The organism is Georgenia sp. Z1344, from assembly GCF_057652375.1.
This window is the reverse complement of record NZ_CM172728.1, coordinates 3,042,120-3,065,499: the sequence shown is the minus strand read 5'-3', so window position 1 is coordinate 3,065,499 and position 23,380 is coordinate 3,042,120. Positions and strand designations below refer to the sequence as shown.

The 23,380-nt window shown below is 73.3% G+C and carries 21 protein-coding genes and 2 tRNA genes; 12 read left to right on the top strand and 11 right to left on the bottom strand.

Going from position 1 to position 23,380, the window contains the following annotated elements; all coding sequences use genetic code 11:
- Positions 1–98 precede the first annotated feature (98 nt).
- The 4 genes from AC24FB_RS13910 to AC24FB_RS13895 all read left to right on the top strand — a co-directional run bounded on the left by AC24FB_RS13910 (position 99) and on the right by AC24FB_RS13895 (position 3,717).
- Positions 99–1,031, top strand: coding sequence for an ACP S-malonyltransferase (locus AC24FB_RS13910; protein WP_425713233.1), 933 nt, complete (start codon positions 99–101; stop codon positions 1,029–1,031).
- Positions 1,028–2,044 carry a beta-ketoacyl-ACP synthase III gene (locus AC24FB_RS13905; protein ID WP_425713232.1) on the top strand — a complete coding sequence of 339 codons (1,017 nt, stop codon included), beginning with the start codon at positions 1,028–1,030 and terminating at the stop codon, positions 2,042–2,044. The genes AC24FB_RS13910 and AC24FB_RS13905 overlap by 4 nt, the downstream gene beginning before the upstream one ends.
- A gap of 61 nt (positions 2,045–2,105) precedes the next feature.
- On the top strand, positions 2,106–2,354 hold the full coding sequence (locus AC24FB_RS13900) for an acyl carrier protein (protein WP_425713231.1): 249 nt from the start codon (positions 2,106–2,108) through the stop codon (positions 2,352–2,354).
- A gap of 157 nt (positions 2,355–2,511) precedes the next feature.
- The gene (locus AC24FB_RS13895) at positions 2,512–3,717 is read left to right on the top strand and encodes a beta-ketoacyl-[acyl-carrier-protein] synthase family protein (RefSeq protein ID WP_425713491.1); all 1,206 of its coding nucleotides are present in this window, start codon (positions 2,512–2,514) and stop codon (positions 3,715–3,717) included.
- A gap of 124 nt (positions 3,718–3,841) precedes the next feature.
- Here AC24FB_RS13895 and AC24FB_RS13890 read toward each other — a convergent pair whose 3' ends face one another.
- The 5 genes from AC24FB_RS13890 to def all read right to left on the bottom strand — a co-directional run bounded on the left by AC24FB_RS13890 (position 3,842) and on the right by def (position 8,227).
- Positions 3,842–4,675, bottom strand: coding sequence for a mycofactocin-coupled SDR family oxidoreductase (locus AC24FB_RS13890; protein ID WP_425713230.1), 834 nt, complete (start codon positions 4,673–4,675; stop codon positions 3,842–3,844).
- Positions 4,676–4,846: 171 nt separating this feature from the next.
- Positions 4,847–5,347 (bottom strand): DUF3145 domain-containing protein, encoded by a 501-nt coding sequence (locus AC24FB_RS13885; RefSeq protein ID WP_425713229.1) that lies wholly within the window; start codon positions 5,345–5,347, stop codon positions 4,847–4,849.
- Positions 5,348–5,563: 216 nt separating this feature from the next.
- Positions 5,564–6,160, bottom strand: a complete 597-nt coding sequence (locus tag AC24FB_RS13880; RefSeq protein WP_425713228.1) for a TetR/AcrR family transcriptional regulator — start codon at positions 6,158–6,160, stop codon at positions 5,564–5,566.
- On the bottom strand, positions 6,160–7,695 hold the full coding sequence (locus AC24FB_RS13875; protein WP_425713227.1) for an MFS transporter: 1,536 nt from the start codon (positions 7,693–7,695) through the stop codon (positions 6,160–6,162). Before AC24FB_RS13875 ends, AC24FB_RS13880 begins: the two co-directional genes overlap by 1 nt.
- Positions 7,696–7,735: 40 nt before the next feature.
- Positions 7,736–8,227 (bottom strand): peptide deformylase, encoded by a 492-nt coding sequence (def, locus tag AC24FB_RS13870; protein WP_425713226.1) that lies wholly within the window; start codon positions 8,225–8,227, stop codon positions 7,736–7,738.
- Positions 8,228–8,378: 151 nt separating this feature from the next.
- On the opposite strand from def, the gene AC24FB_RS13865 reads away from it, so the two are divergent.
- Together AC24FB_RS13865 and AC24FB_RS13860 are read left to right on the top strand one after the other, a co-directional pair.
- Positions 8,379–8,450 (top strand) — tRNA-Asn (locus tag AC24FB_RS13865).
- Between the two features lie 251 nt (positions 8,451–8,701).
- A complete protein-coding gene (locus AC24FB_RS13860) occupies positions 8,702–10,321 on the top strand; it encodes an MDR family MFS transporter (protein WP_425713225.1) in 1,620 nt (539 codons plus the stop codon).
- A gap of 86 nt (positions 10,322–10,407) precedes the next feature.
- Here the strand turns inward: AC24FB_RS13860 and add are convergent, their stop codons facing one another.
- The 3 genes from add to AC24FB_RS13845 all read right to left on the bottom strand — a co-directional run bounded on the left by add (position 10,408) and on the right by AC24FB_RS13845 (position 12,443).
- The gene (gene add / locus AC24FB_RS13855) at positions 10,408–11,412 is read right to left on the bottom strand and encodes an adenosine deaminase (RefSeq protein ID WP_425713224.1); all 1,005 of its coding nucleotides are present in this window, start codon (positions 11,410–11,412) and stop codon (positions 10,408–10,410) included.
- A 50-nt stretch (positions 11,413–11,462) separates the two neighbouring features.
- Positions 11,463–11,963, bottom strand: a complete 501-nt coding sequence (locus tag AC24FB_RS13850; RefSeq protein ID WP_425713223.1) for a hypothetical protein — start codon at positions 11,961–11,963, stop codon at positions 11,463–11,465.
- A gap of 72 nt (positions 11,964–12,035) precedes the next feature.
- Positions 12,036–12,443 (bottom strand): SRPBCC family protein, encoded by a 408-nt coding sequence (locus tag AC24FB_RS13845; protein ID WP_425713490.1) that lies wholly within the window; start codon positions 12,441–12,443, stop codon positions 12,036–12,038.
- Positions 12,444–12,735: 292 nt separating this feature from the next.
- Here AC24FB_RS13845 and AC24FB_RS13840 point away from each other — a divergent pair.
- Positions 12,736–12,809 (top strand) — tRNA-Ile (locus AC24FB_RS13840).
- A gap of 39 nt (positions 12,810–12,848) precedes the next feature.
- Here the strand turns inward: AC24FB_RS13840 and AC24FB_RS13835 are convergent.
- Positions 12,849–13,736 carry a ribokinase gene (locus tag AC24FB_RS13835; protein ID WP_487560281.1) on the bottom strand — a complete coding sequence of 296 codons (888 nt, stop codon included), beginning with the start codon at positions 13,734–13,736 and terminating at the stop codon, positions 12,849–12,851.
- Between the two features lie 254 nt (positions 13,737–13,990).
- On the opposite strand from AC24FB_RS13835, the gene AC24FB_RS13830 reads away from it, so the two are divergent.
- The 5 genes from AC24FB_RS13830 (at position 13,991) to AC24FB_RS13810 (ending at position 19,812) form a co-directional block, all read left to right on the top strand.
- Positions 13,991–15,040, top strand: coding sequence for a septum formation family protein (locus AC24FB_RS13830; RefSeq protein WP_425713221.1), 1,050 nt, complete (start codon positions 13,991–13,993; stop codon positions 15,038–15,040).
- A gap of 176 nt (positions 15,041–15,216) precedes the next feature.
- Positions 15,217–16,029, top strand: a complete 813-nt coding sequence (locus AC24FB_RS13825; RefSeq protein WP_425713220.1) for a hypothetical protein — start codon at positions 15,217–15,219, stop codon at positions 16,027–16,029.
- A 279-nt stretch (positions 16,030–16,308) separates the two neighbouring features.
- Complete coding sequence (locus AC24FB_RS13820; RefSeq protein WP_425713219.1) at positions 16,309–17,217, top strand: hypothetical protein; 909 nt, start codon at positions 16,309–16,311, stop codon at positions 17,215–17,217.
- Positions 17,218–17,420: 203 nt separating this feature from the next.
- Positions 17,421–18,599 carry a hypothetical protein gene (locus AC24FB_RS13815; protein ID WP_425713218.1) on the top strand — a complete coding sequence of 393 codons (1,179 nt, stop codon included), beginning with the start codon at positions 17,421–17,423 and terminating at the stop codon, positions 18,597–18,599.
- Between the two features lie 136 nt (positions 18,600–18,735).
- On the top strand, positions 18,736–19,812 hold the full coding sequence (locus tag AC24FB_RS13810; protein WP_425713217.1) for a hypothetical protein: 1,077 nt from the start codon (positions 18,736–18,738) through the stop codon (positions 19,810–19,812).
- A gap of 63 nt (positions 19,813–19,875) precedes the next feature.
- Here the strand turns inward: AC24FB_RS13810 and dnaG are convergent, their stop codons facing one another.
- Positions 19,876–21,951: a DNA primase gene (dnaG, locus tag AC24FB_RS13805; RefSeq protein ID WP_425713216.1), complete on the bottom strand. Its 2,076-nt coding sequence runs from the start codon at positions 21,949–21,951 to the stop codon at positions 19,876–19,878.
- Complete coding sequence (locus AC24FB_RS13800; protein WP_425713215.1) at positions 21,952–23,256, bottom strand: deoxyguanosinetriphosphate triphosphohydrolase; 1,305 nt, start codon at positions 23,254–23,256, stop codon at positions 21,952–21,954. It lies immediately after the preceding gene.
- Between the last annotated feature and the right edge of the window lie 124 nt (positions 23,257–23,380).

Here is a 23,380-nt window from a genome sequence, read left to right as displayed (position 1 = left end):
CGCACGCGCATCCTCCCCCGACGACGACGGACCCGCGCTCCCGTCCGACACGCAGCCGCCGCTCCGGCCGCCCGGTGGCGCGGCGGTAGATTGGCCGAATGATTGCTGTGCTAGCCCCGGGACAGGGGGCCCAGACGCCGGGCATGCTCGCGCCCTGGCTCGACGACCGGGCCTCCGCCGCCCTGCTCTCCGACCTCTCGGCCGCGGCCGACCTCGACCTCGCCGACCTCGGGACGAACGCGGACGCCGAGACCATCAAGGACACGGCCCTCGCGCAGCCGCTCATCGTCGCCTCGTCGATCCTCGCCTTCCGGGCTCTCGAGGCCCGCTCCCCCGGCCTCGCCCCGTCGGTCGCCGCCGGCCACTCCGTCGGCGAGCTCGCCGCCCTCGCCGTCGCCGGGGTCCTGTCCGACGTCGACGCCGTCCGCCTCGTCGCCGCCCGTGGCCGCGCGATGGCCGACGCCTCCGCCGTCACGCCGACGGGCATGTCCGCCGTCGTGGGCGGGGACGCCGCCGAGGTGACCGCGGCGATCGAGGCGGCCGGTCTGACCGCCGCCAACGTCAACGGGGGTGGCCAGATCGTCGCCGCCGGCACGCTCGAGCAGCTCGCCGCGTTCGCCGAGCAGCCCCCCGCCAAGGCACGGGTCGTGCCGCTCGCCGTCGCCGGCGCGTTCCACACCGAGCACATGCGGCCGGCGCTCGACGCCGTGGCCGCCGCCGCGTCCGGGCTGACCACGGCGGACCCGCGCACGGCGCTGCTCTCCAACCGGGACGGCGCCGAGGTCTCCGCCGGCACCGAGGCGCTCGCCCGCGTCGTCGCGCAGGTCGCCAACCCCGTGCGCTGGGACCTGTGCTGCGAGACGATCCTCGCGCGCGGGGTGACAGCCGCCGTCGAGCTCGCCCCCGCCGGCGTGCTCACGCGCCTCGCCAAGCGCACGCTCCCGGGCGTGACCGTCCGCCCCCTGTCCACCCCGGACGACCTCCTGGCGGCCGCCGAGCTCGCCGATTCGGACACCGAAGGAGCCTCATGAGCCGCCCCGTCCTCACCACCGCTGCGCCGAACGCCCACGCGCGGATCCTCGGCGTCGGCGGGTTCCGCGGCGAGAGAACGGTGCCCAACGACGACATCGTCGAGCCCATCAACTCCTCCGACGAGTGGATCCAGCAGCGCACCGGGATCGTCACCCGCCGGTACGCGAACGCCGGGACCACGGTGGTGGACATGGCCAGCGCCGCAGCCGAGGCTGCGCTGACCGCCGCCGGGGTCGAGGCGGCACAGGTCGACGCCGTCATCGTCGGCACCGTCACCTGGTTCACCCAGACACCGTCGCTGGCCGGCATCGTCGCGGACCGTATCGGTGCCAACCCGGCGGCGAGCTTCGACATCTCCGCGGCCTGCGCCGGCTACGCCTACGGGATCGCCCAGGCGGACGCCCTCGTACGCTCGGGGACCGCCGACCACGTGCTGGTCGTCGGCGTGGAGAAGATGAGCGAGTACATCGACCCCACGGACCGCTCCATCAGCTTCATCCTCGGCGACGGTGCCGGCGCCGCCCTCGTGGGCCCCTCCGAGACCCCCGGCATCGGCCCGACCGTGTGGGGCTCGGACGGCTCCAAGGCGGACGTCATCTCCCAGACCCACCCGTGGTCGACCTTCCGCTCGGACGACCCGGAGGCCGACCGGTCCTGGCCCACCCTGCGCCAGGAGGGCCCCACCGTCTTCAAGTGGGCGAGCTTCGAGATGACCAAGGTCGCCGCACGGGCGATCGAGGCCGCCGGACTCACCCCCGACCAGATCGACGTCTTCGTCCCGCACCAGGCGAACATGCGGATCATCGACCACATGGTGAAGTACCTGGGGCTGCGCGAGGACGTGGTGGTGGGCCGGGACATCGCCGACACGGGCAACACCTCGGCCGCCTCGATCCCGCTCGCGCTCGAGCGCCTCATCCGCGAGGGGCAGGCCACGAGCGGGGACATCGCGCTCCAGATCGGCTTCGGCGCGGGCCTCGCCTACGCCGCGCAGGTGGTCGTCGTACCGTGACCCCCGCGCGGGGCCTGACACACTGACCCCCGTCCAGTTTCAACCACACCAGGAGAAGCACATGGCACACACGGAGGAGGAGGTCCTCACGGGCCTCGCCGAGATCGTCAACGAGGAGACCGGCCTGCCGGTCGAGGACGTCAAGCCGGAGGCGTCGTTCACCGACGACCTCGACGTCGACTCCCTGTCGATGATGACGATCGCGACCCTCGCCGAGGAGCGCTTCAGCGTCACCATCCCGGACGACGAGGTCGCGAACCTCAAGACCGTCCAGGACGCCGTGAAGTACATCGTCGGGGCCCAGGCCTGACACCCCGGTCGGGGGCTCCGGTCCGGTGCCCCCGACCTCCCCGCTGCACTCGGCACGCCGCAGCGGGGAAAGATCCGCCGCGCCGCACCGGCGCGCACCCGAGGAGGAACCCGTGTCCGAGCAGTCCACCCAGCGCCGCCGGGTCGTCGTCACCGGCATGGGGACGACGAACCCCATCGGCGGGGACGTCGCCAGCACCTGGACGGCCGCGCTCGCCGGAACCTCCGGTATCGCGACGCTCGACAACGACTGGGCCGAGCAGTACGGGATCACCGTGGACTTCGCCGGCGAGGCCGCCGTCGACCCGGAGACCGTGCTCACCCGCCAGGAGGCCCGCCGCCTCGATCCGTCCGGGAAGCTCGCCGTCGTCGCCGCGCTCGAGGCCTGGGCGGATGCTGGAGAGCCCGAGGTCGTGCCCGAGCGCCTCGGCGCCGTCGTCTCGACGGGCATCGGCGGCATCCACACCCTGCTCGACGCCTGGGACACCGTCCGCGAGAAGGGCGCCCGCCGCGTCCTCCCGCTCACCGTGCCGATGCTCATGGCCAACTCGCCGGTCGCCAACATCTCCGTCCGGTTCGGCGCGCGCGCCGGCGCGCACGCACCCGTCTCCGCCTGCGCGTCGGGCGCCGAGGCGATCGCCCAGGGCGTCCAGATGATCCGCACCGGCGTCGCCGACGTGGTCGTCGCCGGCGGTACCGAGTCCGCGATCCACCCGGTGACCATGGCGTCGTTCGGCAAGATGCAGGCCCTCTCGAGGCGGACCGACGACCCGCAGCGCGCCTCGCGCCCCTACGACGTCGACCGCGACGGCTTCGTCATGGGCGAGGGCGCCGGCATCGTCGTCCTCGAGTCTGCCGAGCACGCCGCCGCCCGCGGAGCCACCGTCCACGCCGAGGTCCTCGGCACCGGCATGACGGCCGACGCCTTCGACGTCGCTCCCCCCGACCCCTCCGGCCAGGGCCAGGAGCGCGCGATGCGCATCGCGCTGGAGGACTCGGGGCTCGCCGCCGCCGACGTCGTGCACGTCAACGCCCACGCGACGTCGACCCCGGTCGGCGACACGATCGAGGCCGAGGCGATCCGCCGCCTGTTCGGCGAGCAGGTCACGGTCTCGGGGACGAAGTCGATGACCGGTCACCTGCTCGGCGGTGCGGGCGCGCTCGAGACGATCTTCGCCGTGCTGGCCGTCCGCGAGCGCACCGCTCCCCCGACGATCAACATCGAGAACCTCGACCCGGCCGTCCAGGTCGACGTCGTCCGCGACACCCCTCGCGAGCTGAGCGCCACCGGGCAGGTCGCCGCGCTCAACAACGCCTTCGGGTTCGGCGGCCACAACGCCGCCATCCTCGTCGGCAGCGTCTGACCGACGCCCTCGGACGTCCGTCCGTACGGACGCACCCCGCACCCCGTGCACGACGGCGGGTGGGCCGGACTCGCTACCGGTCCACCCGCCGTCGTGACCTCGTCCCCGACTCCCGGGCGGCTGCTCAGCCCTGGCGCGCCCCGGCGTCGAGAACGTGCTCGATGCCGGTGACGTAGCGGCCGCTGTCCGAGACGAGGTAGAGGATCGCCTCGGAGGTGTCGTCCGGCTCGAGCGCCGCCGTCGGCATGAGGTTCATCTGCCGCGCCGCCTCCTCGAAGTCCTCGCGCGTGGGGCTCTCGAGGTCCGGCCGGAACAGCTTGTACGTGGGGTCGTTGAGGATCATCGGGCTGGCGAGCGTGGTCGGGTGGATGGTGTTGACGCGGATGCTCTGGGGGGCGAGCTCCTTCGCGAGGACCCGCATGAGCCCGACGACGCCGGACTTCGCCGCCGTGTAGTGCGCGATGTTGGCGTTCGTCTTCATGGAGGCGAGCGAGGAGGTGATGACGATCGCTCCGCCGTTGCCGCCGGCCACGATGTGCGGGGCCGCGGCGCGCACGGTCTTCCACACGCCGGTGAGGTTGACGTCGATCATCGTCTGCCACATCTCCTCGTCCATCTCGAGGGTGGGCGACATCGTGTTGATGCCTGCGTTGGCGAGGATGATGTCGAGCCGGCCGAGCTCGGCCACGCCCTCGTCGGCCACGGCGGTCAGCGCGGCGAGGTCCCGGACGTCCGCCTCGCGGGCGACGATGCGGCGGTCGAGCGCCTCGACCTGACGCACGGTCTCGGCGAGGTCCTCGGCGCGTGCCGTGTCGTAGGGGACGGTCGCGACCTGGTCGGACACGTCGACCGCGATGATGTCCGCGCCCTCCTGGGCGAGGCGGATCGCGTGGTTACGACCCTGCCCGCGTGCGGCTCCGGTGATGAAGGCGACCTTGCCCTCGAGACGGCCTGCCATGGCGTGCTCCCTTCGTCGGGTACCCCGGGCGCCGGTGCCCGGGGACGGTCCGACCAGGCTATGGCACCGAGTGCCGGAACCGAAGGGTGCCGTCGCCGGCCCTCGACGACGGGCCGGGAGGACCCGGAGGGCCGTCATCCCCCGACGAAGGAGGTCCCGCGACGAACCGCCTCAGCCCACGCGGTGCAGCCAGCGCACGGGCGCCCCGGCGCCCGCGTAGCGGAAGGGCTCGAGCTCGTCGTCCCAGGCCTGACCGAGCGCGAGATCGAGCTCGTGCCGCATCCGGACGGGGTCGCCGGCGTGCTCGAGGGCCGCCCGCAGTCGGTTCTCCGGCACCACGACGTTGCCGTGCGCATCCGTCTGGGCGTGGAAGATCCCGAGCTCGGGCGTGTGCGACCAGCGGCCGCCGTCGGAGCCGGGTGCGGCTTCCTCGGTGATCTCGTAGCGCAGGTGCTGCCAGCCGCGCAGCGCGGAGGCGAGGCGGGCGCCGCTGCCGACGGGACCGACCCAGGAGCGCTCGGCGCGCAGCAGTCCGGGCGCGGCCGGCTGATCGGTCCACTCGAGCGAGAGCCGCGCGTCGAGGACCTGGCCGGCGGCCCACTCGACGTGGGGGCACAGCGCACGGGTCGCGGAGTGCACGAAGACAACGCCGCGGGTGTAGGCACCACTCATGTCGAGCCTCCTGGTTCGGTTGCGAGGGACGTCTTCCCCAACGGCCTCGCGAGAACCGGGCTGAGCATGATCCACGGCGGAACGGCACCAGGATGCCTGAATGTCGGCGATCGCGCCAGGAACGGGACGTGTGCCTGTGGCGGGTGGGACGGGTGGTGCCGGTGTGAACGATTCGGGTCGCCGGCGACCGGGGATCGTCGTCGTCGGTCCCGTCGGTCAGCCTGCGGGGCGCCCGGTTCCGAGTGCGATGATCCGCTCGACCGCCCGCTCTCGCACGGCGGCCGGCAGCGCGTTGCCCGTCAGCGCCTCGAACACCCACAGGCCGTCGGCCGCGAGGCGCGCGACGAAGGCATCGAGCTCGGCCGCCCCGTCCGCACCATCGCCTCCGGCATCTCCCGACGGTTCCCCGTCCGGGTCGACCTCGGCAGGCACGGGCGGCGCCCAGTCCTCGATGACCCGGTTCCACGCCCCGACGAGGCCGGGGACGTCGACGGACTCGAGCAGGAGGAGCAGCTCGGCACGGGTCGGCGTGCTGGCGGTGCTGCGGACGTAGGCGGCCAGGCGCGCCTCCGCGTCCGCCTCGGCCGGGTCACCGTCGACGAACGAGGCGATGTCCGCGTCCCACCGCGCGGCGAGGTGGTCGTGCATCGCGACGACCAGGGCGTCGCGGGAGGGGAAGTGGTAGAGAAGTCCGCCCTTGGTCAGCCCGGTCTCGGCGGCCAGCGACTCATAGGTCAATGCCCGCAGTCCGTCGCGCCCGACGATCGTGGCGGCGGCGTCGAGGGCACGGATGCGGCTGCTCGGGCGTGCCATCACTCGTTCCCCTCGAAGCTGCTGGCTGCGGTTCCAGGGCCGTGGTGCCGCAGCAGCAGTGCCGCTGCCGTGGCCGCCACGACGAGGGCGAAGGCCACGACGGAGAGGATCACGAGGTACGCCTCGTCGAAGGCGGCGGACGCGGCCTCCATCAGGCCGGGCACGACGTCGGCGACCTCGCGGGCCTCCCCGATGCTCTCGCCGGCGGCCACCGGCGCACCGTCGGGCAGGACCACCCTCGCCGCGTACAGCAAGGACGACAGGCTGCCGAGCACGGCGACGGCGATCAGCCCGCCGAACTCGTAGCTCACCTCCTCGACGGAGGCGGCCATGCCGGCCCGGCGGGGCGGTGCGTTGCCGAGGATCGCCGTCGAGGCGACGGACATCGAGGCGCCGAGCCCGAGGCCGGTGAGAACGAGTCCGACGACGAAGATCGCGAGCCCCATCTCCGTCCCCATGATCGACACGACGATCCCGAGACCGGCGACGGCAAGGCCGCCGGAGACCAGCACCCGGAGGCCGAGGCGATGAAGGAGGAGGCCCCCGAGGAGCCCGCTCGGCAGCGATCCGACGGCGATCGCGGTGACCAGGAGCCCGGCCTCGAGCGGGGTGTACCCGGCGACGAGCTGGAATCGCTGTGTGGTGAGGAGCTGGACGCCCCCGATGGCGAACATCGCGGTGACGGCCGCGAGCACGCCGGCGGAGAAGGCGCGGTTGCGGAAGACCGAGAAGTCGAGCAGCGGGTCGGCGAGGCTGCGCTGCCGGCGGACGAAGAGCACCCCGGCGACGACGGCGACCACGGCCGCCGCCCCGACGGTCCCCCATGCCTGCGGCTGGTGGAAGGCCTCCTTGATCGCGAGCACGGCGCCGCTGAGCATCGCGAGCGCGAGGACCGAGGACAGGACGTCGAAGGACCTCGACGAGTCCCGAGGTGCACGCGGCGCAACGAACGGGGTGACGACGAGGGCGAGGACGACGATCGGCACATTGACGAGGAAGACCGACCCCCACCAGAAGTGCTCGAGCAGCAGACCGCCGATGATCGGGCCGATCGCGAAGCCGATGAGCGAGATGCTCCCCCACACGGCGATGGCGAAGTTGCGTTCGCGGACGTCGTCAAAACCGAGGCGCACGAGCGCGAGCGTCGCCGGCATCATCGCCGCTGCGCCGACCGCGAGGAAGGCCCGGGCAGCGATGAGGGCGCCCGCCGTCGGGGCGAAGGCCGCCGCGAGCGAGGCGAGGCCGAAGACGACGAGCCCGCCGAGGAACATGGTCCGGTGGCCGATCCGGTCCCCCAGTGCGCCGGAGCCGAGGAGCAGGCCCGCGATGACGAGCGGGTAGGCGTTGATGATCCACAGCGACTGGGACGCGGAGGCGTCGAGCTCGGCCGTGAGGGTCGGCAGCGCGGTGTAGAGCACCGAGTTGTCGAGCGTGATGAGGAGCAGGCCAAAGCCGACCGTGGCGAGCAGGAGCCAGCGGCGGGAGCCGGTGGCGGGTCTCGAATTGTCGGTGGGGCGTGGATCGGTCGCGGTCACGCCGAGTTACTATACCGTACGTACGGTATAGTAACTAGCGTCAGGCCATCATCTCGCGCACGGCCTTCATGGCCTTCTTCTTCACGGAACGCTCGAGTCGGTCGAGGTAGAGCATGCCGTCGAGGTGGTCGAGCTCGTGGAGGATGCAGCGGGCCATCAGCTCCTCCCCCTCGACGACGACCTTCTTGCCGTCGAGGTCGGTCCCCTCGGCGCGTGCGTACCAGGCGCGCTCGGTGGGGAACCAGAGCTCGGGGACCGAGAGGCAGCCCTCGTCGCCGTCCTGGTAGTGCTCCTCGTCGACCGCGACCAGGGTGGGATTGAGGATGTAGCCGATCTCGTCGTCGATGTTCCAGGAGAACGCGCGCAGGGAGACGCCGATCTGGTTGGCGGCCAGCCCGGCCCGCCCGTCGTGGTCGACCGTCTCGAGCAGGTCCTCGACGAGCTGCTTGACGGTGTGGTCGACGTCCGTCACCGGGTCGCACACGGTGCGCAGCACGGGGTCACCGACGGTCCTGATCTCACGCATGGCCATGGCGCTCATTGTTCCACCGGGTCGGGGCGCCTCCGGCTCGCGTCGCAGCGGTGCCGGGCACCCGTCGGTGAGTCTGCCCACAGGTCGCGTCCCGGGCCGGATTCGGGGCCCGGAGCGCCGCGGCTGTTTGTTAGAGTCGGTCGTCGCACGATCCCGCGTAGCTCAATGGCAGAGCATTCGACTGTTAATCGAACGGTTGTTGGTTCGAGTCCAACCGCGGGAGCACCCGGGCCCGGGATCCGATCGGATCCCGGGCCCTTCTCGTCCCTCGGGCACGCGTCCGGAATGTTCTCGCGCCCGTCTCGGTTCGGTCGTAGGGTCGCTCGCGGCCCACCGGATCCGTGCCGGCCGCCAGCCGGACTCCTCCGGCCGCCATTACCGGCTGACGCACCGCGTCGGCCCCGGACGACCCGCCGCCCGGCACCACCGCGGCCCGTCGCCACCCGCACCACCCGCACTCCGACCGGAGACCTCATGTCATCCCGCACCACCACCTCCACCCGCGCGGAGGAGTTCGTCGATCCCCGCGCCATGAAGGTCATCTGGCTGCTCCTCGTCGCCGCCTTCGTCGCGATCCTCAACGAGACGACGATGGGCATCGCGGTCCCCGACCTCAACCGGGACCTCGGCCTCGACCCCGAGCTCGGGCAGTGGCTGACCAGCGCGTTCATGCTGACCATGGCCGTCGTCATCCCCACCACCGGGTTCGTGCTCCAGCGCTTTACCACCCGCCAGGTGTTCCTCGCCGCGTCGAGCCTGTTCACGTTCGGCACACTGGTCTGCCTCGTGGCGCCCGGCTTCCCTCTCCTGCTCACCGGGCGCGTCGTGCAGGCCACGGGAACCGGCATCATGCTGCCGCTGCTGATGACGACGATCATGAACGTCGTCCCGCCCGGCTCCCGGGGCCGGATGATGGGCCTGGTCGGCATGGTCATCTCGCTGGCCCCCGCGATCGGCCCCACCCTCTCCGGCGCCGTGCTCGAGACGCTGAGCTGGCGCTGGCTCTTCGCCATCGTCCTGCCGATCGCCGTCGTCTCCCTGCTCCTGGGCGCCCGCTGGATGACGAACCTCGGCGAGACCACCCGCCCCTCCTTCGACCCCGTGTCGGTCGTCCTCACGGCGCTCGGCTTCGGCGGCACCGTGTTCGCGCTCAGCCAGTTCGCGGCGGAGGGCGAGGGCGGGCTCGCCGGGCAGCTCGGCATGTCGACCGTCGCGTTCGCGTCCTCGGTCCTCGGTGTCGCGCTCGTCATGCTCGGCCTGTTCGTGTGGCGCCAGCTCGTGCTCCAGCGCACCGACCGGGCGCTGCTCGACCTCCGCGTCTTCACCTCGCGCAACTTCACGATCGCCGTAGGCATCATGGCGATCGTCGCGCTCGCGATGTTCGGCACGCTCAACCTGCTGCCACTGTTCCTCCGGGACGTCGCCGAGCTCGACGCCCTCCAGTCCGGCCTCATCCTCCTGCCCGGTTCGCTGGTCATGGGTCTGCTCGCCCCGGTCATCGGCCGGATCTACGACGCGCGCGGCCCCCGGGCGCTCCTCGTCCCGGGCACCACCCTGCTGACGGGCGGGCTGCTGTTCTACGGGACGATCGGCCAGGGCACGCCCATCTGGCTCATCGTCGTGGTCCAGACCGGCATCTCGCTCGGGCTCGCGATGTCATTCACGCCGCTGTTCTCGGCGTCCCTCGGGTCGCTCCCCCGCCCGCTGTACTCGCACGGGTCGGCGGTCCTCAACACCCTGCAGCAGGTGGCCGGCGCCGCGGGCGTGGCGGTGCTCGTCGGGCTGTACTCCGCCGTGCTCGGCGCCAACCTCGACGACGGTCTGCCCAGGGCCGCCGCCGGCGAGCCGGGCGCCCGCACGGGCTTCCTCGTGGCCGCGGGCTTCGCGCTCGTCGCCGCGGTCCTCGCGTGGTTCATCCGCACGCCGGAGGACCAGGAGGAGCACGACGACGCCGAACCCCCGTTGGGATCCGCGCTCCCGGACGAGGCCCATGCCCCGACGACGGACCCCGGCGGTCGGCCCACCGTCTCCCGGGACCCGGCCGGTCAGGGTCGCGCCGACGATCGCGAGGTGCCGGTCGACGTCGTCGGCTGACCGCCTGGCGCCACGACACGTGAACGGCCCTCGGCCACCCGGGTACCGCCGGGCGGCCGAGGGCCGTCGTCGTTGTCCGCAGCGTCCTATGCGAGGGCGTCGAGCCGCTCGCGGATGTCGGCCTTGACAGCCGGCGGGGCCCAGCTGATGTCGACCGCGTTGCGCTCGAGCCGGATCAGCTCCTCCGCGGTGAACCCGGACTCGTTCGCGAGGACCGCGAGGTTCTCCTGGACGTACCCGCCGAAGTAGGCCGGGTCGTCGGAGTTGATGGTGATCCGGATGCCGGCCTCGAGGCAGCGGCGGATCTCGTCGGCCTTCGTGCCGTCGCCGCAGAACGTGTTGGAGATCGGGCAGGAGGTGAGCCCGATGCCACGCGTGACGAGCTCGGCCGTGAGAGCCTCGTCCTCGAGGACGTTGGTGCCGTGGTCGATGCGCTCGACCCCGATCTCGTGCAGCACCTGGCGGATGTGCTCGATCGAGTTCTCCTGGTCCACGTCGCAGTGCATCGTCAGCCGGTAGCCCTCGCGGCGGGCCCGGGCGAACACGTCGGTGAACTTGCTCGGCGGGTTCCCCTTCTCGTCGGAGTCGAGCCCGACGCCGACGATCCACTCCTTGTACGGGAGCGACTCGAGCAGCGTGGCCATGGCGTAGCCGGCCTCGAAGTCGCGCAGGAAGCACATGATGAGGGCGCTGCGGACACCGAGGCGGTTCTCGGCGTCCTGCTGGGCGCGGCGCAGGCCGCGGACGACGACGTCGAACGGCACCCCGCGCGAGGTGTGCGCCTGCGGGTCGAAGAACATCTCGACGTAGGCGACGTTCTGGGCCGCCGCGCGCTCGAGGTACTCCCGGGCGAGGTCGTAGAAGTCCTCCTCGGTGAGCAGGACGTTCATGCCTGCGTAGTAGATCGCGAGGAACGACGGCAGGTCGTCGAAGTCGTAGGAGGCGCGCAGCTCCTCGACCGTGTCGTACGGCTTGTCGAGGTTGTTGCGCTCGGCGAGCCGGAAGCGCAGCTCGGGCTCGAGCGTGCCCTCGATGTGCAGGTGGAGCTCCACCTTGGGCAGGGCGGTGAGGAAGTCGTCGTCGACGGTCATGACGCTACTGTCGCCGGTGCCGGGCCGCGGTGTCGAGTCGGGCGAGCCTCTTACTCCCCCAGCCCGACGGCGCCGCGCGCCTCGGCCTCCGCTGCGAGGATGACCTGGGCCTCCTCGGTGTCGCCCGCGAGCGGCCCGGTGGTCGTCGTCTGGGAGAGCAGCTCCCCGTCCTCGCCGCGGCGGATGTGGACGTGCACCTCGGACCCGTTCGGCAGCTCCCGGCGCAGGGTGTGGACGAGCGAGGAGGTCACTCGCTCACGGACGACGTCGGCGAGCGCCTGGACGTCGTCGTCCTTGGTGCGCAGCTCGAGGACCGGTTCGCTCGTGTCGACGTAGGTGACGGAGAAGAGCCGCGACTCGCCGTCCCAGCGCGCGTGGAGGATCTCGTGCCAGGGCCGGCGCAGGCGCTGCTCGCCCGCGGTCGCGATGACGAGCGCGACGGGCGAGGCGAGGGCCCAGGACCCGTCCGCGAGCTCGGAGGCGGCGAGGAGCGGGTCCTTGGCGAGGTGGGCGCGGACATCGGCGGGCGGGAGGGGGCGACGACGACGCATGGTCTCACGCTATCCGGGGACGGCACCGGACATGGGGCCGGTCCGAGGTGCACCCCTGGTCCGGCGGTGGCGTCAGTCCCCCGGCGCGGCCTCGGCTGCGGCCGCGATGTCGGCGAGGTCCTGCGTCATCATCTTCTTCGACATCGCCATGCCGATGCGCTCGGTGACGGCGCCCAGCAGCTTGCGCAGCCCGCCGGCCGAGGTGTCCTCGCCGCCGAAGGTCATGGTCAACCGGGTGCCCGTGGGGATCGGTTCGAGGACGAAGGTAGTCCCGTAGGTGGCGCCGCGGGCGTTGGCGGCGAGGGTGGTCGAGCGGGGCTCGTCGACGGCCGTCACCCACATCTCCTCGGTCTCGGAGCCGCCCATGAACGTGCGGGTCTCCTTCCAGCGAGTGCCCACGCGGTACGGGCCGTCGGTGAGCATCTCGATCGAGCTGACGCCGCTGAGGACCTGCTCGCTGCCGGCGGGGTCGGTGAGGATCCGCCAGACAGCCTCGGGGGCGCGGCGATCTCGCGGGTGAGCGTGAGCGTGCGAACGGCCATGTCGGTCTCCGTCCGGGTCGCGGGCGCGGTCAGGTGCGCGCCCTGGGGCTCAGGCTAGGGGCTCCGTGGGCGGACGGGACCGGGTCCACGCGGCCGTGCACGCACGTGGGTCCGTGGGTCCAGGGCCGCGCGCCACGGTGGCGACGTGCGCGTCCGCGCGTCCCCCGCCGAACTAGGATGGGACGCCGTGGCCGACGCCCCCGCGCGAGCGGGAGGCGGCGTGGCCGCGCGCCCCTGTAGCTCAGCCGGTCAGAGCAGCGAACTCATAATTCGTCGGTCGCGGGTTCAAGCCCCGCCGGGGGCACCGTTCTCCCATCACCCGGGCTCCGTGACCGTCGCCGCGTCAGCCCGCGAGGATGCGCTCGAGGTCCGCGCCCCGCGCGTAGGAGGCCTGCGTGCCACGACGCGTGACCGAGTCCGACGCAAGCGCGATGCCGAGGCGGGTCGCGTCGGCCGGCGCAGCGCCGCCGGCCAGGGCGAACGCGAACCCGCCGCAGAACGCGTCGCCCGCGCCGGTGGTGTCGACCGCCTCCACGGCGGGCGCCTCGAGGCGGGTGAGGTCGCCGTCGTGCACGAGGAGGGCGCCGCGCTCTCCCAGGGTGACCACGAGCGAGGCCCCGATCCGTTCGCCGAGGGCGACGGCGTCGGCCTCGAGGTCCTCGACGCCACGCCCGAGCTCTGCCTCGAGCAGGATGGCGAACTCGGTCTCGTTGGGGATCACCCAGTCGGTCACCGCGAGCACCCCGGGGTCGACCGCCGCGGCCGGTGCGGGGTTGAGGACGGTGATGCCACCGGCCCCCTTGGCGCGCTCGAACCCACGGCGGATCGTCTCCTGCGGCACCTCGAGCTGGCTGAGCACGAGGTCGGGGCCCCCGGCGTCGTCGAACGCGTCGTCGACGTGCTGCGGGGTCAGCCGCTCGTTCGCGCCGGGGGCCAGGACGATCCGGTTGTCGCCGTCGGGGTCCACGAGGATCATCGCGATCCCGCTGTGCGCGTCGTCGATCTCCACGACGTGGGTCGCGTCGATGCCGAGACCGCGGAGGTTCTCCACCGTGTCGCGCCCGAACGAGTCCCCGCCGACGGCGCCGACCATCGACACCTCGGCCCCGAGGAGCGCGGCCATGGCGGCCTGGTTGGCACCCTTGCCACCGAAGCCCTGGGCGAAGTCCTTCCCGAAGACGGTCTCGCCCCGCTCTGGCATGCGCCCGAGGTAGGAGACGAGGTCGGTCATCGAGCTGCCGACGATCATAATTCTGGGTCCGGTCACGGTGGTCTCCTCGTCGTCGATCGGTGTCCTCGCACGGTATCCGCGCCCGGGGCACATGCAGGTCAGGCGACCGACGCGGCGGTCTGTGGCACTCGCGCGTCCGTGCGCGCTCGTGGCGACCTGCGCATATCGTGGCCCGGTACCCGTTGCCGACGAACGCCGACCGAAGGCGTGGTCTCGGGTGCCGGACACGACCGAGGACGATCGAGGAGGGCACGATGTCGAACGACGGGACGTGGGGACAGCCCGGCGGCACCCCGCAGCAGGGCGGCTGGGACCAGAGCCAGGGCGCCGGCAATCCGGCGCAGGGCGGCTGGGACCAGTCGCAGGGTGCGGGAACGCCGGCGCAGGCCGGCTGGGACCAGGGTCAGGGCGCGGGTGCTCCCGCGGCGGGCGGCTACGGGCAGGGGGCGGCCGGCGGCCAGCCACCCGCCTACGGGGCTGCGGGCGCCTACCCGGCCCAGGGCGGGTACGGCCAGGGAGCCGGCTACGGGCAGGCCGGCTACGGCCAGCCCGGTTACGGCCAGGGCGCCGGTGGCCCGAACGATCCCGGGAACGGCGACGGCGGTGGCTCGGGCGGCGGCAAGGGCTGGCTGTGGGCGATCATCGGCGTCCTCGTCGCCGCAGCCCTGGCGGTCGGCGCCTACTTCCTGTTCTTCACGGGTGATGACGACGAGTCGTCCGGCGACGCCACCGACGAGGCAACGACGAGCGCGCCGCCGGAGGAGGACACGACAGAGGAGTCCGAGGAGCCCACGAGCGAGGACTCGGAGGAACCCACCACCGAGGAGTCCGAGGAGCCGACCACCGAGGAGTCCGAGGAACCCACCACGGAGGAGTCCGAGGAACCGACGACCGAGGACTCCGAGGAACCCACCACGGAGGAGTCGAGCCCGCCGTCCGGCGGCACGGCCACCGTCCAGCAGTTCACGGTCGGCGAGTGCCTCGACATGGAGGGGGCCACCGGTCAGGTCTCCGAGCTGCCCGTGATCGACTGCGCGGAGGAGCACGACGGTGAGGTCTACGTCGTCCACACGTTCGAGGGCGACGAGTACCCGGGCGACGAGCAGGTCTCCAGCGAGCTCGAGTCCGTCTGCGCTGACGCGTTCGAGGGGTACGTCGGCACGGACTACGCCTCGAGCGTGTACTTCGTCCAGCTCCTCACGCCGACCCAGAGCACCTGGGACCAGGCGAACGACCGCGAGGGCATCTGCATCCTCACCACCCCGGCGGACACGACCGGTTCGGCCGAGGGAAGCGGCAACTGACCTGACGCGTCGGCGCCGCGCGGGTCACGCGCGGCGCCGACGCGGTCATGGCGCCCAGGTCGGGGACGGACCGTTTGGGTCCGGTAACGTTCGCCCGTGGCGTCAGCCGCCCTGACCGGCGGGGGCGTTCCGCCCGTGGACCGGCGGTGCGGCGGGTGACGAGGTGGAGAACAGACGTGTCGAACGACGGCCAGTGGGGCAACCCGAGCGGCTATCCGCAGCACGGGGCACACGGCCCGCAGCCCGATCATTCCCAGCAGCACGGCCGTCCGCAGCCGCCCGACCACGATGGGCACGGGCCGGGTGTCGGACCTGGACGCCCCGGCGGTGACAGGGGCTGGCTGTGGGCGCTCATCGCCGTCGTCGTGACGGCCGCGCTCTGCACCGGGGTGTACTTCCTGTTCCTCGACGGTGACGACGACGAGAGCACCTCCGCGGAGGGGCAGCGGGAATCGGACACTGTCACCGCAGTGGCCCCGCCGACCCCATCGGCCCCAGCTCCCACCGCTGCTCCCGCACCCACCCCCGGCAGCGAGGAGCCCAGTACCACCGAGAGCGACGGGTCCGGCGGTCCGACGGTGGTCGACGTGCCGATCGGTACGCCGTTCATGACACACAACGGCGGGGTCGTCACGCTCGACTCCGTCGAGGAGGACTTCACCTGCGGCAGCGACGTGCGCGGCCTCAGCGGGGCCTACGCCCTCGAGTTCACCGTCGTCGGCAGCTCGACCGCGGGCACGTCGGCGCCGGTGCCCGGCACCACCCTCGAGTCGTCCTCGGGGAGCATCGGAGGGTCCTTCAACACCCTCGCGTGCCTGGCGGACTCCTCCCGCGCCCTGCCCGGGTTCGTCGACGCCGGCGAGACCGCCACGGGCCTCGTCATCGTCACCCCACCCACCAACGGAGCGTTCACGCTCGAGTACGACCCGTCGATGGGGGTCGACCGGCAGGACACCGAGATCTCCATCGCCCGCTGGTCGATCAACTGATCCCTACCCGGGCGGTCGGCGCCGGCGAGGGCTGCACGGGGGACGACGCCGGAGGTGGCCCGGAGGACGCCGGCGAGCCGACCGGTTGCGACCACCTCGCCCGGGTTCTCGACGTCGCCCCACCTCAGCCGGGGTCCACGGCACGGGTGAGGACTCCCCATCGGGGAGCGGTTGCCCGGCTCGGACACCGTTCTACGGTGGCGCTGCCCGCCGGGACCGGCGGGCGGCGCGGCAGGTCCTCGACCGGCCACGTGGCGGGCGCAGCGGTGGAGGTCAGACGTGTCGTACGACGGCCAGTGGGGTCAGCAGGGCGGGTTCGGCCAGCAGGGCGGCTACCCGCAGGGCGACTTCGGACAACAGGGCGGGTTCGGCCAGCAGGGCGGCTACCCGCAGCAGGGCGGATTCGGCCAGCCCGGCGGCTATCCCCAACAGGGCGGGTTCCCCCAGCAGGGTGGCTACGGCCAGCAGCCCGGCTACGGCGGCCCTGGTCAGTCCGGCGGCTCCGGCGGAGGCAAGGGCTGGATCTGGGCGATCGTCGCCGTCGTCGTGGTGGCCGCCCTCGGTGCCGGGGCCTACTTCCTCTTCGTCGACGGGGACGACGACGAGACAGCCTCCGGCGGTGACCAGCAGGGCGGGGTGACGGCGCCGTCGATCCCGGGTGGCGACATCCCGTCGATCCCGGGTGGCGACATCCCGTCGATCCCGGGCGGTGACATCCCGTCGGTCCCCGGTGGCGACGTCCCCTCGATCCCCGGTGGCGACGGATCCGGCAGCGTCACCGTCGTCGACGTCCCGATGGGCACCCCGCACCAGACCTACGACGGCGCGACTGTCACGCTGAACTCGGTCGAGCGCAACATCACCTGCGACGGGTACGCCAGCGTCTCCGGCGAGGTCGTCGCGCTCGAGTACACGGTGACCGCGAGCCCGAGTGCCAGTGCATCGGCGCCGATGCCGGGCATCACCCTCGAGTCGCCCGAGGGAACGATCGACTCCTTCTCCACCATCGGCTGCCTCGCCGACACCTCCCGCGAGCTGCCCTCGTACATCGAGCCCGGGCAGACGGCCACAGGACTCATCCTCGTCGAGGCACCCACGAGCGGCCCGTTCACGCTCGAGTACGACCCGATGTTCGGCATCGCCATGCCCGGCACCGAACTGACGGTGGCTCGCTGGTCGGTCGACTGACCCGCCACCTCAGGCCCTCCTCGGCGCCCCGTCCGCACGTGCGGCCGGGGCGCCGTCGCGTCGGGCGACGCCGGGGCCGCACCACCGCGTCCGTCGGCCCACGGCCGAGCCGAAGGACCTCCTGCGTCCAGCGGCGTCGAGGTCCGTCGAGATCTGTGCGGATCGCCCGCGGCGACGACCACGCACATCGCCGCGGGGCTAGCGTGACGAGCGTCCGCCCCACCGGCGGGCCCGGGGGCGGACGGACCGTGCCGGCCCCGGTGGTCGACGCGGAGGTCGGCATGGCGGACGACGACGGGCCCGTCGGTACCGGGTACCTCGCCCACTTCTTCGACGACGACGAACCACCCACCGCCGCGACCGGTGAGCTGCCGGCCGATCTCGCCGACCCTCGCTCGACCGACTACGCGGCGCGAACCGGCTACCCCTCGAAGCCTGTTCCTCGACTCAACGCGTTCGGGCACTCGGGATCGCCGGGCGACGCGCCCTCGACCGCCGCCGGGAACGGAGCTCCGGGGTCCGAGACGTCCGACCAGCACGAGAGCGTCCGGCCATGGCTCCTCGCCGGAGCGGCGTCCGTCATCGCGGCCGCCCTCCTGGGCTACTGGTTCGTGGCCGCCACCGACCGGGGACCGAGCGACGCCCTGCTCCGCGCGCCCGCCGCCACCGCGGGTCCCACCACGACTGTCCCGGGCGCTCCCCCGCCCACCTCGCCTCCGGCCACACCCTCGCCCTCGCCCGAGACCGAGCCCGAGCCCGACGCCGGACCCCCGACGTGGACCGTCCCGGTTCCCGCGGTCCCGCCCGGGACGTCGATCCCGCTTCCACCGGCCACGCCCGGGTCACCTGGCACGCCGGGGTCACCGGGCGCCTCCTCGGGCGACCCTGCCCAGGACCTCGCATGGCTCCTGCAGCTCCTCCAGGGCTCCGCCGCGGGCGCGGACACGGGCGGCGGCACCGGTACCGACGCGGAGGTCGTCGACGTCGCCGTCGGGGAGACATGGACCGCGGACGACGGCACGACCTACGCGCTGACGGCCGCCGAACGGGACGTGACCTGCGCGGTCGACGGCGCCGTGGCCGGCGAGCTGGTGGCCCTCGAGGTGACGGTCACCGTGCCGGCGGACGCCCCGGCACCGGTCCTCACCCCGATTCCCGGTCTCGGCCTGTCCTCACCGGACGGGCCGCTGCTCCCCGCCCCGGCCTCGTGCCTCGCCGATCCGTCGGACGTGCTGCCGCCGACCGCCTCGCCCGCGCAGACGGTCACGGGGACGGTGCTCATGGTCGCTCCCACGCAGGGGCGTCTCGTCCTCGAGCTCGACCCGGACGTGCTCAGGCACGGCTCCCCCGACCGCACGCTCGCGCGCTGGACGATCGACTGACACGAACCGGGCCCCGCGTCCCGCGCCCCCGGGCGGGGCGGGCAGCACTCCCCGGCGACGTCGACGCGCCCGGGGTGTGCCCCGGTCGTAGGCTGACGGGCGTCGTCCGGCCGGGCGGCAGACCTGGGAGGACACGATGAGCAACGACTCACGCTGGCGGCGCGAGGGCAACGCCTTCGAGCAGCCCGACGGCGACGCCACGAGGCCGATCCCGGCGGACTCCGCCGCGGCGCAGGGCGCGAGCCGGTACGACGCGGCTCGGGGTGCCGGCGGGTACGGCGCGGCGTCGCAGTCCGGCGGCGCGTCCGCCCCGGGCGCGTCGGGTTCGCACGCGGCGACCGGCGGCGAGGGAGCCTCGGGCTACCCCTCGTCCGGCGCCGCCCCGACCTACGCACCCTCGTACGGCGGCGGGTCGGGCGGCGGCGGCGACTACCCGCCCGGCGACGACCGCCCGCAGCGCGGAGGCGGCTTCCCCTGGCTGGCGGTGATCCTCGGCGTCCTCGCGGTCGCCGTCGCCGCAGCCGCGGTGTGGTTCTTCCTCCTGCGCGACGGCGACGAGAACGGTGGCGAGGAGCCCACGCCGGACGACTCCGGGATCGAGGCACCGAGCGGCGAGGCCGGTTCCGACGGGACCGACGGCGAGGAGGAGAGCTCCGACGACGAGGCCCCGAGCGACGACGAGGACGAGACCGAGGACGAGACCGACGAGAACTCCGAGACCGAGTCGGGGCCCGACTCCGAGAGCCCGTCCGACGACGCCGACACCGACGAGGACGACGAGTCCCCGTCCGACGACGGCTCCGGCGGCGCGGACGACGCCACGGTCCTCGAGATCGGCGAGACCCACACGTTCGACAACGGCATGGAGATCACGCTCGACGAGGCCGAGCGCGACGCGCAGTGCCTCACCTCCCCCGGCACGCCGCACACGGCCCTGACCTTCACCGTGTCCGCCGGCGAGGACGAGGTGGTTCCCACCGTCCCGCCGCTGCCCGGCATCACTCTGTCGACCTCCGAGGGCGACCTCAGCCCCACGGACGGCATGGGCTGCAGCACCGGCGACTCGATGCCCCCGGTCGTCGACGGGGGCGAGGAGGTCACGGCGACGATCTACGTTCCCGAGCCGTCCGACGACTCGTTCGACGTCCTCTTCCGCCCGGCCGCCGGCATCGTCACCGGCGAGTCCGAGTCCCTCGCCTGGACGATCGACTGACCCACCCGCCGCGACACCTGCGGACGCGCCGGCGTCCGCCCACCACGGCGCTCGTTGGGCCCGCTACGGCGAGCCGAGCGAGCGCCGTCGTGACTCCAGCTCCATGAGAGCGGCGAACCGCTCGGCGTAGGCGGGATCGTCCGGGTCCGTGCGCTGCAGCGTCCCCTTCGCGTCACCGATGAGCCGGGTCAGCCCCATGCGGACGAGCGCGACGACGACGCCGCGGGCGTAGTCGGTCAGCGCGTCCGGGCGGTCCTGGGGAAGCGGGGCGACCGCCATGCCGGTCACGGAGTCCGCGACGGGACCGACGGCGTTCTCCCGCACCGCCTCGACCCAGTGGGCAGCGGCCTCCCGCTGGGCGGCCTCCTCCCCTGCGCCCGCGCGGCGGCGCTCGGCCAGGTGCGCCGCGAAGGTCGCCACGCCACCGGCCGCCCGGATCGCGTCGTGTGCCGCGCGGTACGAGGGCACGGTGAACGTGTCGGCCGCGAGCGAGTCGAACCCGGCGGCCGCCGCCTCGGCCGGGAGCTGGAGTGCCACCTCGAGGACCTGCCGCTCGAGGCGCGCCACGGGATCCTCGGGGCCGCGTCCACCGCCGGCTCCTGCGGAGGTCTCCCAGGCACCGCCCGAGGGACCGGATCCGCCCGGCTGCCCGCCCGGCCGTCCGTTCTGCCCGCCCGGGCGACCAGTCTCACCGGGTGCGCCGCCCGCCCGGCCCGGCCCACCGGCGTCGGGCACGGACGACCCTCCGGGGGCGCCGGCGCGCCGCGCCGAGCTCTCGGCGCTACGGACCGCCTGGCGGACACTCACGTCGTCCATGCCGAGCCAGCCCGCGAGCTGGCGGGCGTACTCCCCGCGCAGGGCGCGGTCACGGATCGCTGCCACGACCGGCGCCGCCGCCCGCAGCCCCGCCACACGCCCCTCCGCGGTCCCGAGGTCGAGCGTGGCCAGGGCGGAGCGGATGACGAACTCGAACAGCGGCTCGCGCCCGGCGACGAGGTCGCGGACGGCCGCGTCGCCGCGCTCGAGGCGCAGGTCGCAGGGGTCCATCCCACCGGGCGTGACCGCGACGAACGTCTGGGCCGCGAAGCGCTGGTCCTCGTCGAACGCGCGCAGGGCGGCCTTCTGACCGGCGGCGTCGCCGTCGAACGTGAAGACGACCTCGCCGCCTCGCGCGGAGCCCGCCGTCATGACGCCGGAGGCGGCGTCGCCGACGTCCCCGAGCAGGCGCCGGACGATGCGGACGTGGTCGTCGCCGAAGGCCGTGCCGCACGTGGCGACCGCGGTGGTGACGCCGGCGAGGTGCGCGGCCATGACGTCCGTGTACCCCTCGACGACGACGACCTGCCGCCCGCGGCCGATCTCCTTGCGAGCGAGGTCGATCCCGTAGAGGACGTGCGACTTGCGGTACAGCGGGGTCTCGGGGGTGTTGAGGTACTTCGGACCCTGGTCGGACTCGAGCAGGCGTCGCGCGCCGAACCCCAGCGTCTCGCCGGAGGTGGAGCGGATCGGCCAGACGAGTCGCCCGCGGAACCGGTCGTAGACGCCGCGCTGCCCCTGCGAGACGAGCCCGGCCGCGAGGATCTCCTGGTCGGTGAGCCCCTTGGAACGCAGGTGGCGCAGCAAGTGGTCCCAGCCCTCGGGCGCGAACCCCACGCCGAAGTGCGCGGCAGCAGCCTGGTCGAACCCGCGCTCGGCGAGGAACGCGCGGGCGGGAGCGGCGCCGGGCGAGGCGAGCTGCGCGACGAAGTACTCGGCGGCGATCCGGTTGGCCTCGACGAGCCGACGACGCCGGCCGGGCTCCCCCTGGGACCGCTCCCGGGGTCGGCCGTCCTCGTCCTCGCGGCGGAGCTCGACCCCGACCCGGTCGGCCAGCATCTCGATCGCCTCGGCGAACGAGAGTCCTTCGATGCGCTGGACGAAGCTGACGACGTCGCCGCCCTCGCCGCACCCGAAGCAGTGCCACACGCCCACCTGCGGGCGGACGTGGAAGGACGGCGTGCGCTCGTCGTGGAAGGGGCACAGGCCCTTCATCGACCCGACGCCGGCGGTGCGCAGCGTGACGTGCGCGCCGACGACCTCCTCGATCCGGACCTTCTCCTTGACCGCCTCGATGTCCTCGCGGCGGATCATCCCCGCCACTCAGTACACCTCGGAGAGCATCCCGCACAACCGGGCGTGCCACTGCTGGGCGGATGTGTCGGTGAGGGAGGCGATCTGGTCGACGACGACGCGCAGCCGTTCGTCGTCGGACCCGACGCCGTGCCAGCGCTGGGCGAGGTGCGGCTCGAGCTGGTCCGGGCCGCCCGCGGCGAGGGCGTCGGCCAGGTCGAAGATGATCGTGCGCTGGGCGAGGTAGAGCGGCTCGGTCTCGCGCGGCGCCATGACGTAGTGGGCGGCGACGCCCTTGAGCGCGAGGATCTCGGCCTCCGTCTCCCGGGGCACCACGAGGTCGGCCGCGTAGCGCGCGAGGGGATCCTCGCCGTGCCGCTCACGGGTGGCGTCCTCGGCGGCGGCGCAGAACCGGCCGATGAGCTGGCTCGCCATGTCCTTGAGCGCGGCGAGCGAGGCCCACGTGTGGTCGAAGACCCGCGGGACGACGGGCAGGGCGAGGACGCGGTCGAGGGCGGCGCCGATCTCGTCGTCGCTCAGCTCGGGGTCGTACCAGGCTCGCACCTGCTCGACGACGCCGTTCTGCGCCCGGTCGGCCCGCACGACGCCGAGGTCGACGCGACCGCCGGCCACCGCGTCCTCGACGTCGTGCACCGAGTACGCGACGTCGTCGGCCAGGTCCATGACCTGGGCCTCTAGGCAGCGGCGCCTGTCGGGGGCGCCCTCGCGCAGCCAGGCGAACGTCTCGGCGTCGTCGGCGTAGACGCCGAACTTGCCCGTGGGCCGGCCGTCGGCGCGCACCGGTCCCGCGCCGGCGGCCCACGGGTACTTGACCGAGGCATCCAGCGTGGCGCGCGTGAGGTTGAGGCCGGCTCCGGTGCCGGAGTCGGTCATGATCTTGGGCTCGAGCGAGGTGAGCAGCCGCAGCGTCTGGGCGTTGCCCTCGAAGCCGCCGATGCCGGCCGCGACCTCGTGCAGCGCACGCTCGCCGTTGTGGCCGAACGGCGGGTGGCCGAGGTCGTGGGAGAGGCAGGCCGCGTCCACGACGTCCGGGTCGCAGCCGAGGGCCTGGCCGAGCTCGCGGCCGACCTGCGCGACCTCGAGGGAGTGCGTGAGCCGGGTGCGGACGAAGTCGTCCGAGCTCGGGCCGAGCACCTGCGTCTTCGCTCCGAGGCGACGCAGGGCCGAGGAGTGCAGGACGCGGGCGCGGTCGCGCTGGAACGGGGAGCGCCGCGGGTTCTTGCCTTCCTCGGGCCACCAGCGGTCCGCGTCCGCCGCGACGTACGGGGCCGGGACGGACCTCGCCCGTGCCACCTGCTCCGCCGATGCGCTCACCGCTCGAGTCTATGCGGCCGCGCCGATCTGGACGCTCGCCCCTCCACACCCCACGAGTGAGGGGACTTCTCCCGGCGAGTGCGGTCACCCCTTGTCGAGTGAGCGGCTTTCCTCCTGACGAGTG

Excerpts from the sequence above, each read along its gene's own strand:
- AC24FB_RS13910 (WP_425713233.1), top strand. The coding sequence starts at position 99 with ATGATTGCTGTGCTAGCCCCGGGACAGGGGGCCCAGACGCCGGGCATG.
- AC24FB_RS13905 (WP_425713232.1), top strand. The coding sequence starts at position 1,028 with ATGAGCCGCCCCGTCCTCACCACCGCTGCGCCGAACGCCCACGCGCGG.
- AC24FB_RS13900 (WP_425713231.1), top strand. The coding sequence starts at position 2,106 with ATGGCACACACGGAGGAGGAGGTCCTCACGGGCCTCGCCGAGATCGTC.
- AC24FB_RS13895 (WP_425713491.1), top strand. The coding sequence starts at position 2,512 with ATGGGGACGACGAACCCCATCGGCGGGGACGTCGCCAGCACCTGGACG.
- AC24FB_RS13890 (WP_425713230.1), bottom strand. The coding sequence starts at position 4,675 with ATGGCAGGCCGTCTCGAGGGCAAGGTCGCCTTCATCACCGGAGCCGCA.
- AC24FB_RS13885 (WP_425713229.1), bottom strand. The coding sequence starts at position 5,347 with ATGAGTGGTGCCTACACCCGCGGCGTTGTCTTCGTGCACTCCGCGACC.
- AC24FB_RS13880 (WP_425713228.1), bottom strand. The coding sequence starts at position 6,160 with ATGGCACGCCCGAGCAGCCGCATCCGTGCCCTCGACGCCGCCGCCACG.
- def (WP_425713226.1), bottom strand. The coding sequence starts at position 8,227 with ATGGCCATGCGTGAGATCAGGACCGTCGGTGACCCCGTGCTGCGCACC.
- AC24FB_RS13860 (WP_425713225.1), top strand. The coding sequence starts at position 8,702 with ATGTCATCCCGCACCACCACCTCCACCCGCGCGGAGGAGTTCGTCGAT.
- add (WP_425713224.1), bottom strand. The coding sequence starts at position 11,412 with ATGACCGTCGACGACGACTTCCTCACCGCCCTGCCCAAGGTGGAGCTC.
- AC24FB_RS13850 (WP_425713223.1), bottom strand. The coding sequence starts at position 11,963 with ATGCGTCGTCGTCGCCCCCTCCCGCCCGCCGATGTCCGCGCCCACCTC.
- AC24FB_RS13835 (WP_487560281.1), bottom strand. The coding sequence starts at position 13,736 with ATGACCGACCTCGTCTCCTACCTCGGGCGCATGCCAGAGCGGGGCGAG.
- AC24FB_RS13830 (WP_425713221.1), top strand. The coding sequence starts at position 13,991 with ATGTCGAACGACGGGACGTGGGGACAGCCCGGCGGCACCCCGCAGCAG.
- AC24FB_RS13810 (WP_425713217.1), top strand. The coding sequence starts at position 18,736 with ATGAGCAACGACTCACGCTGGCGGCGCGAGGGCAACGCCTTCGAGCAG.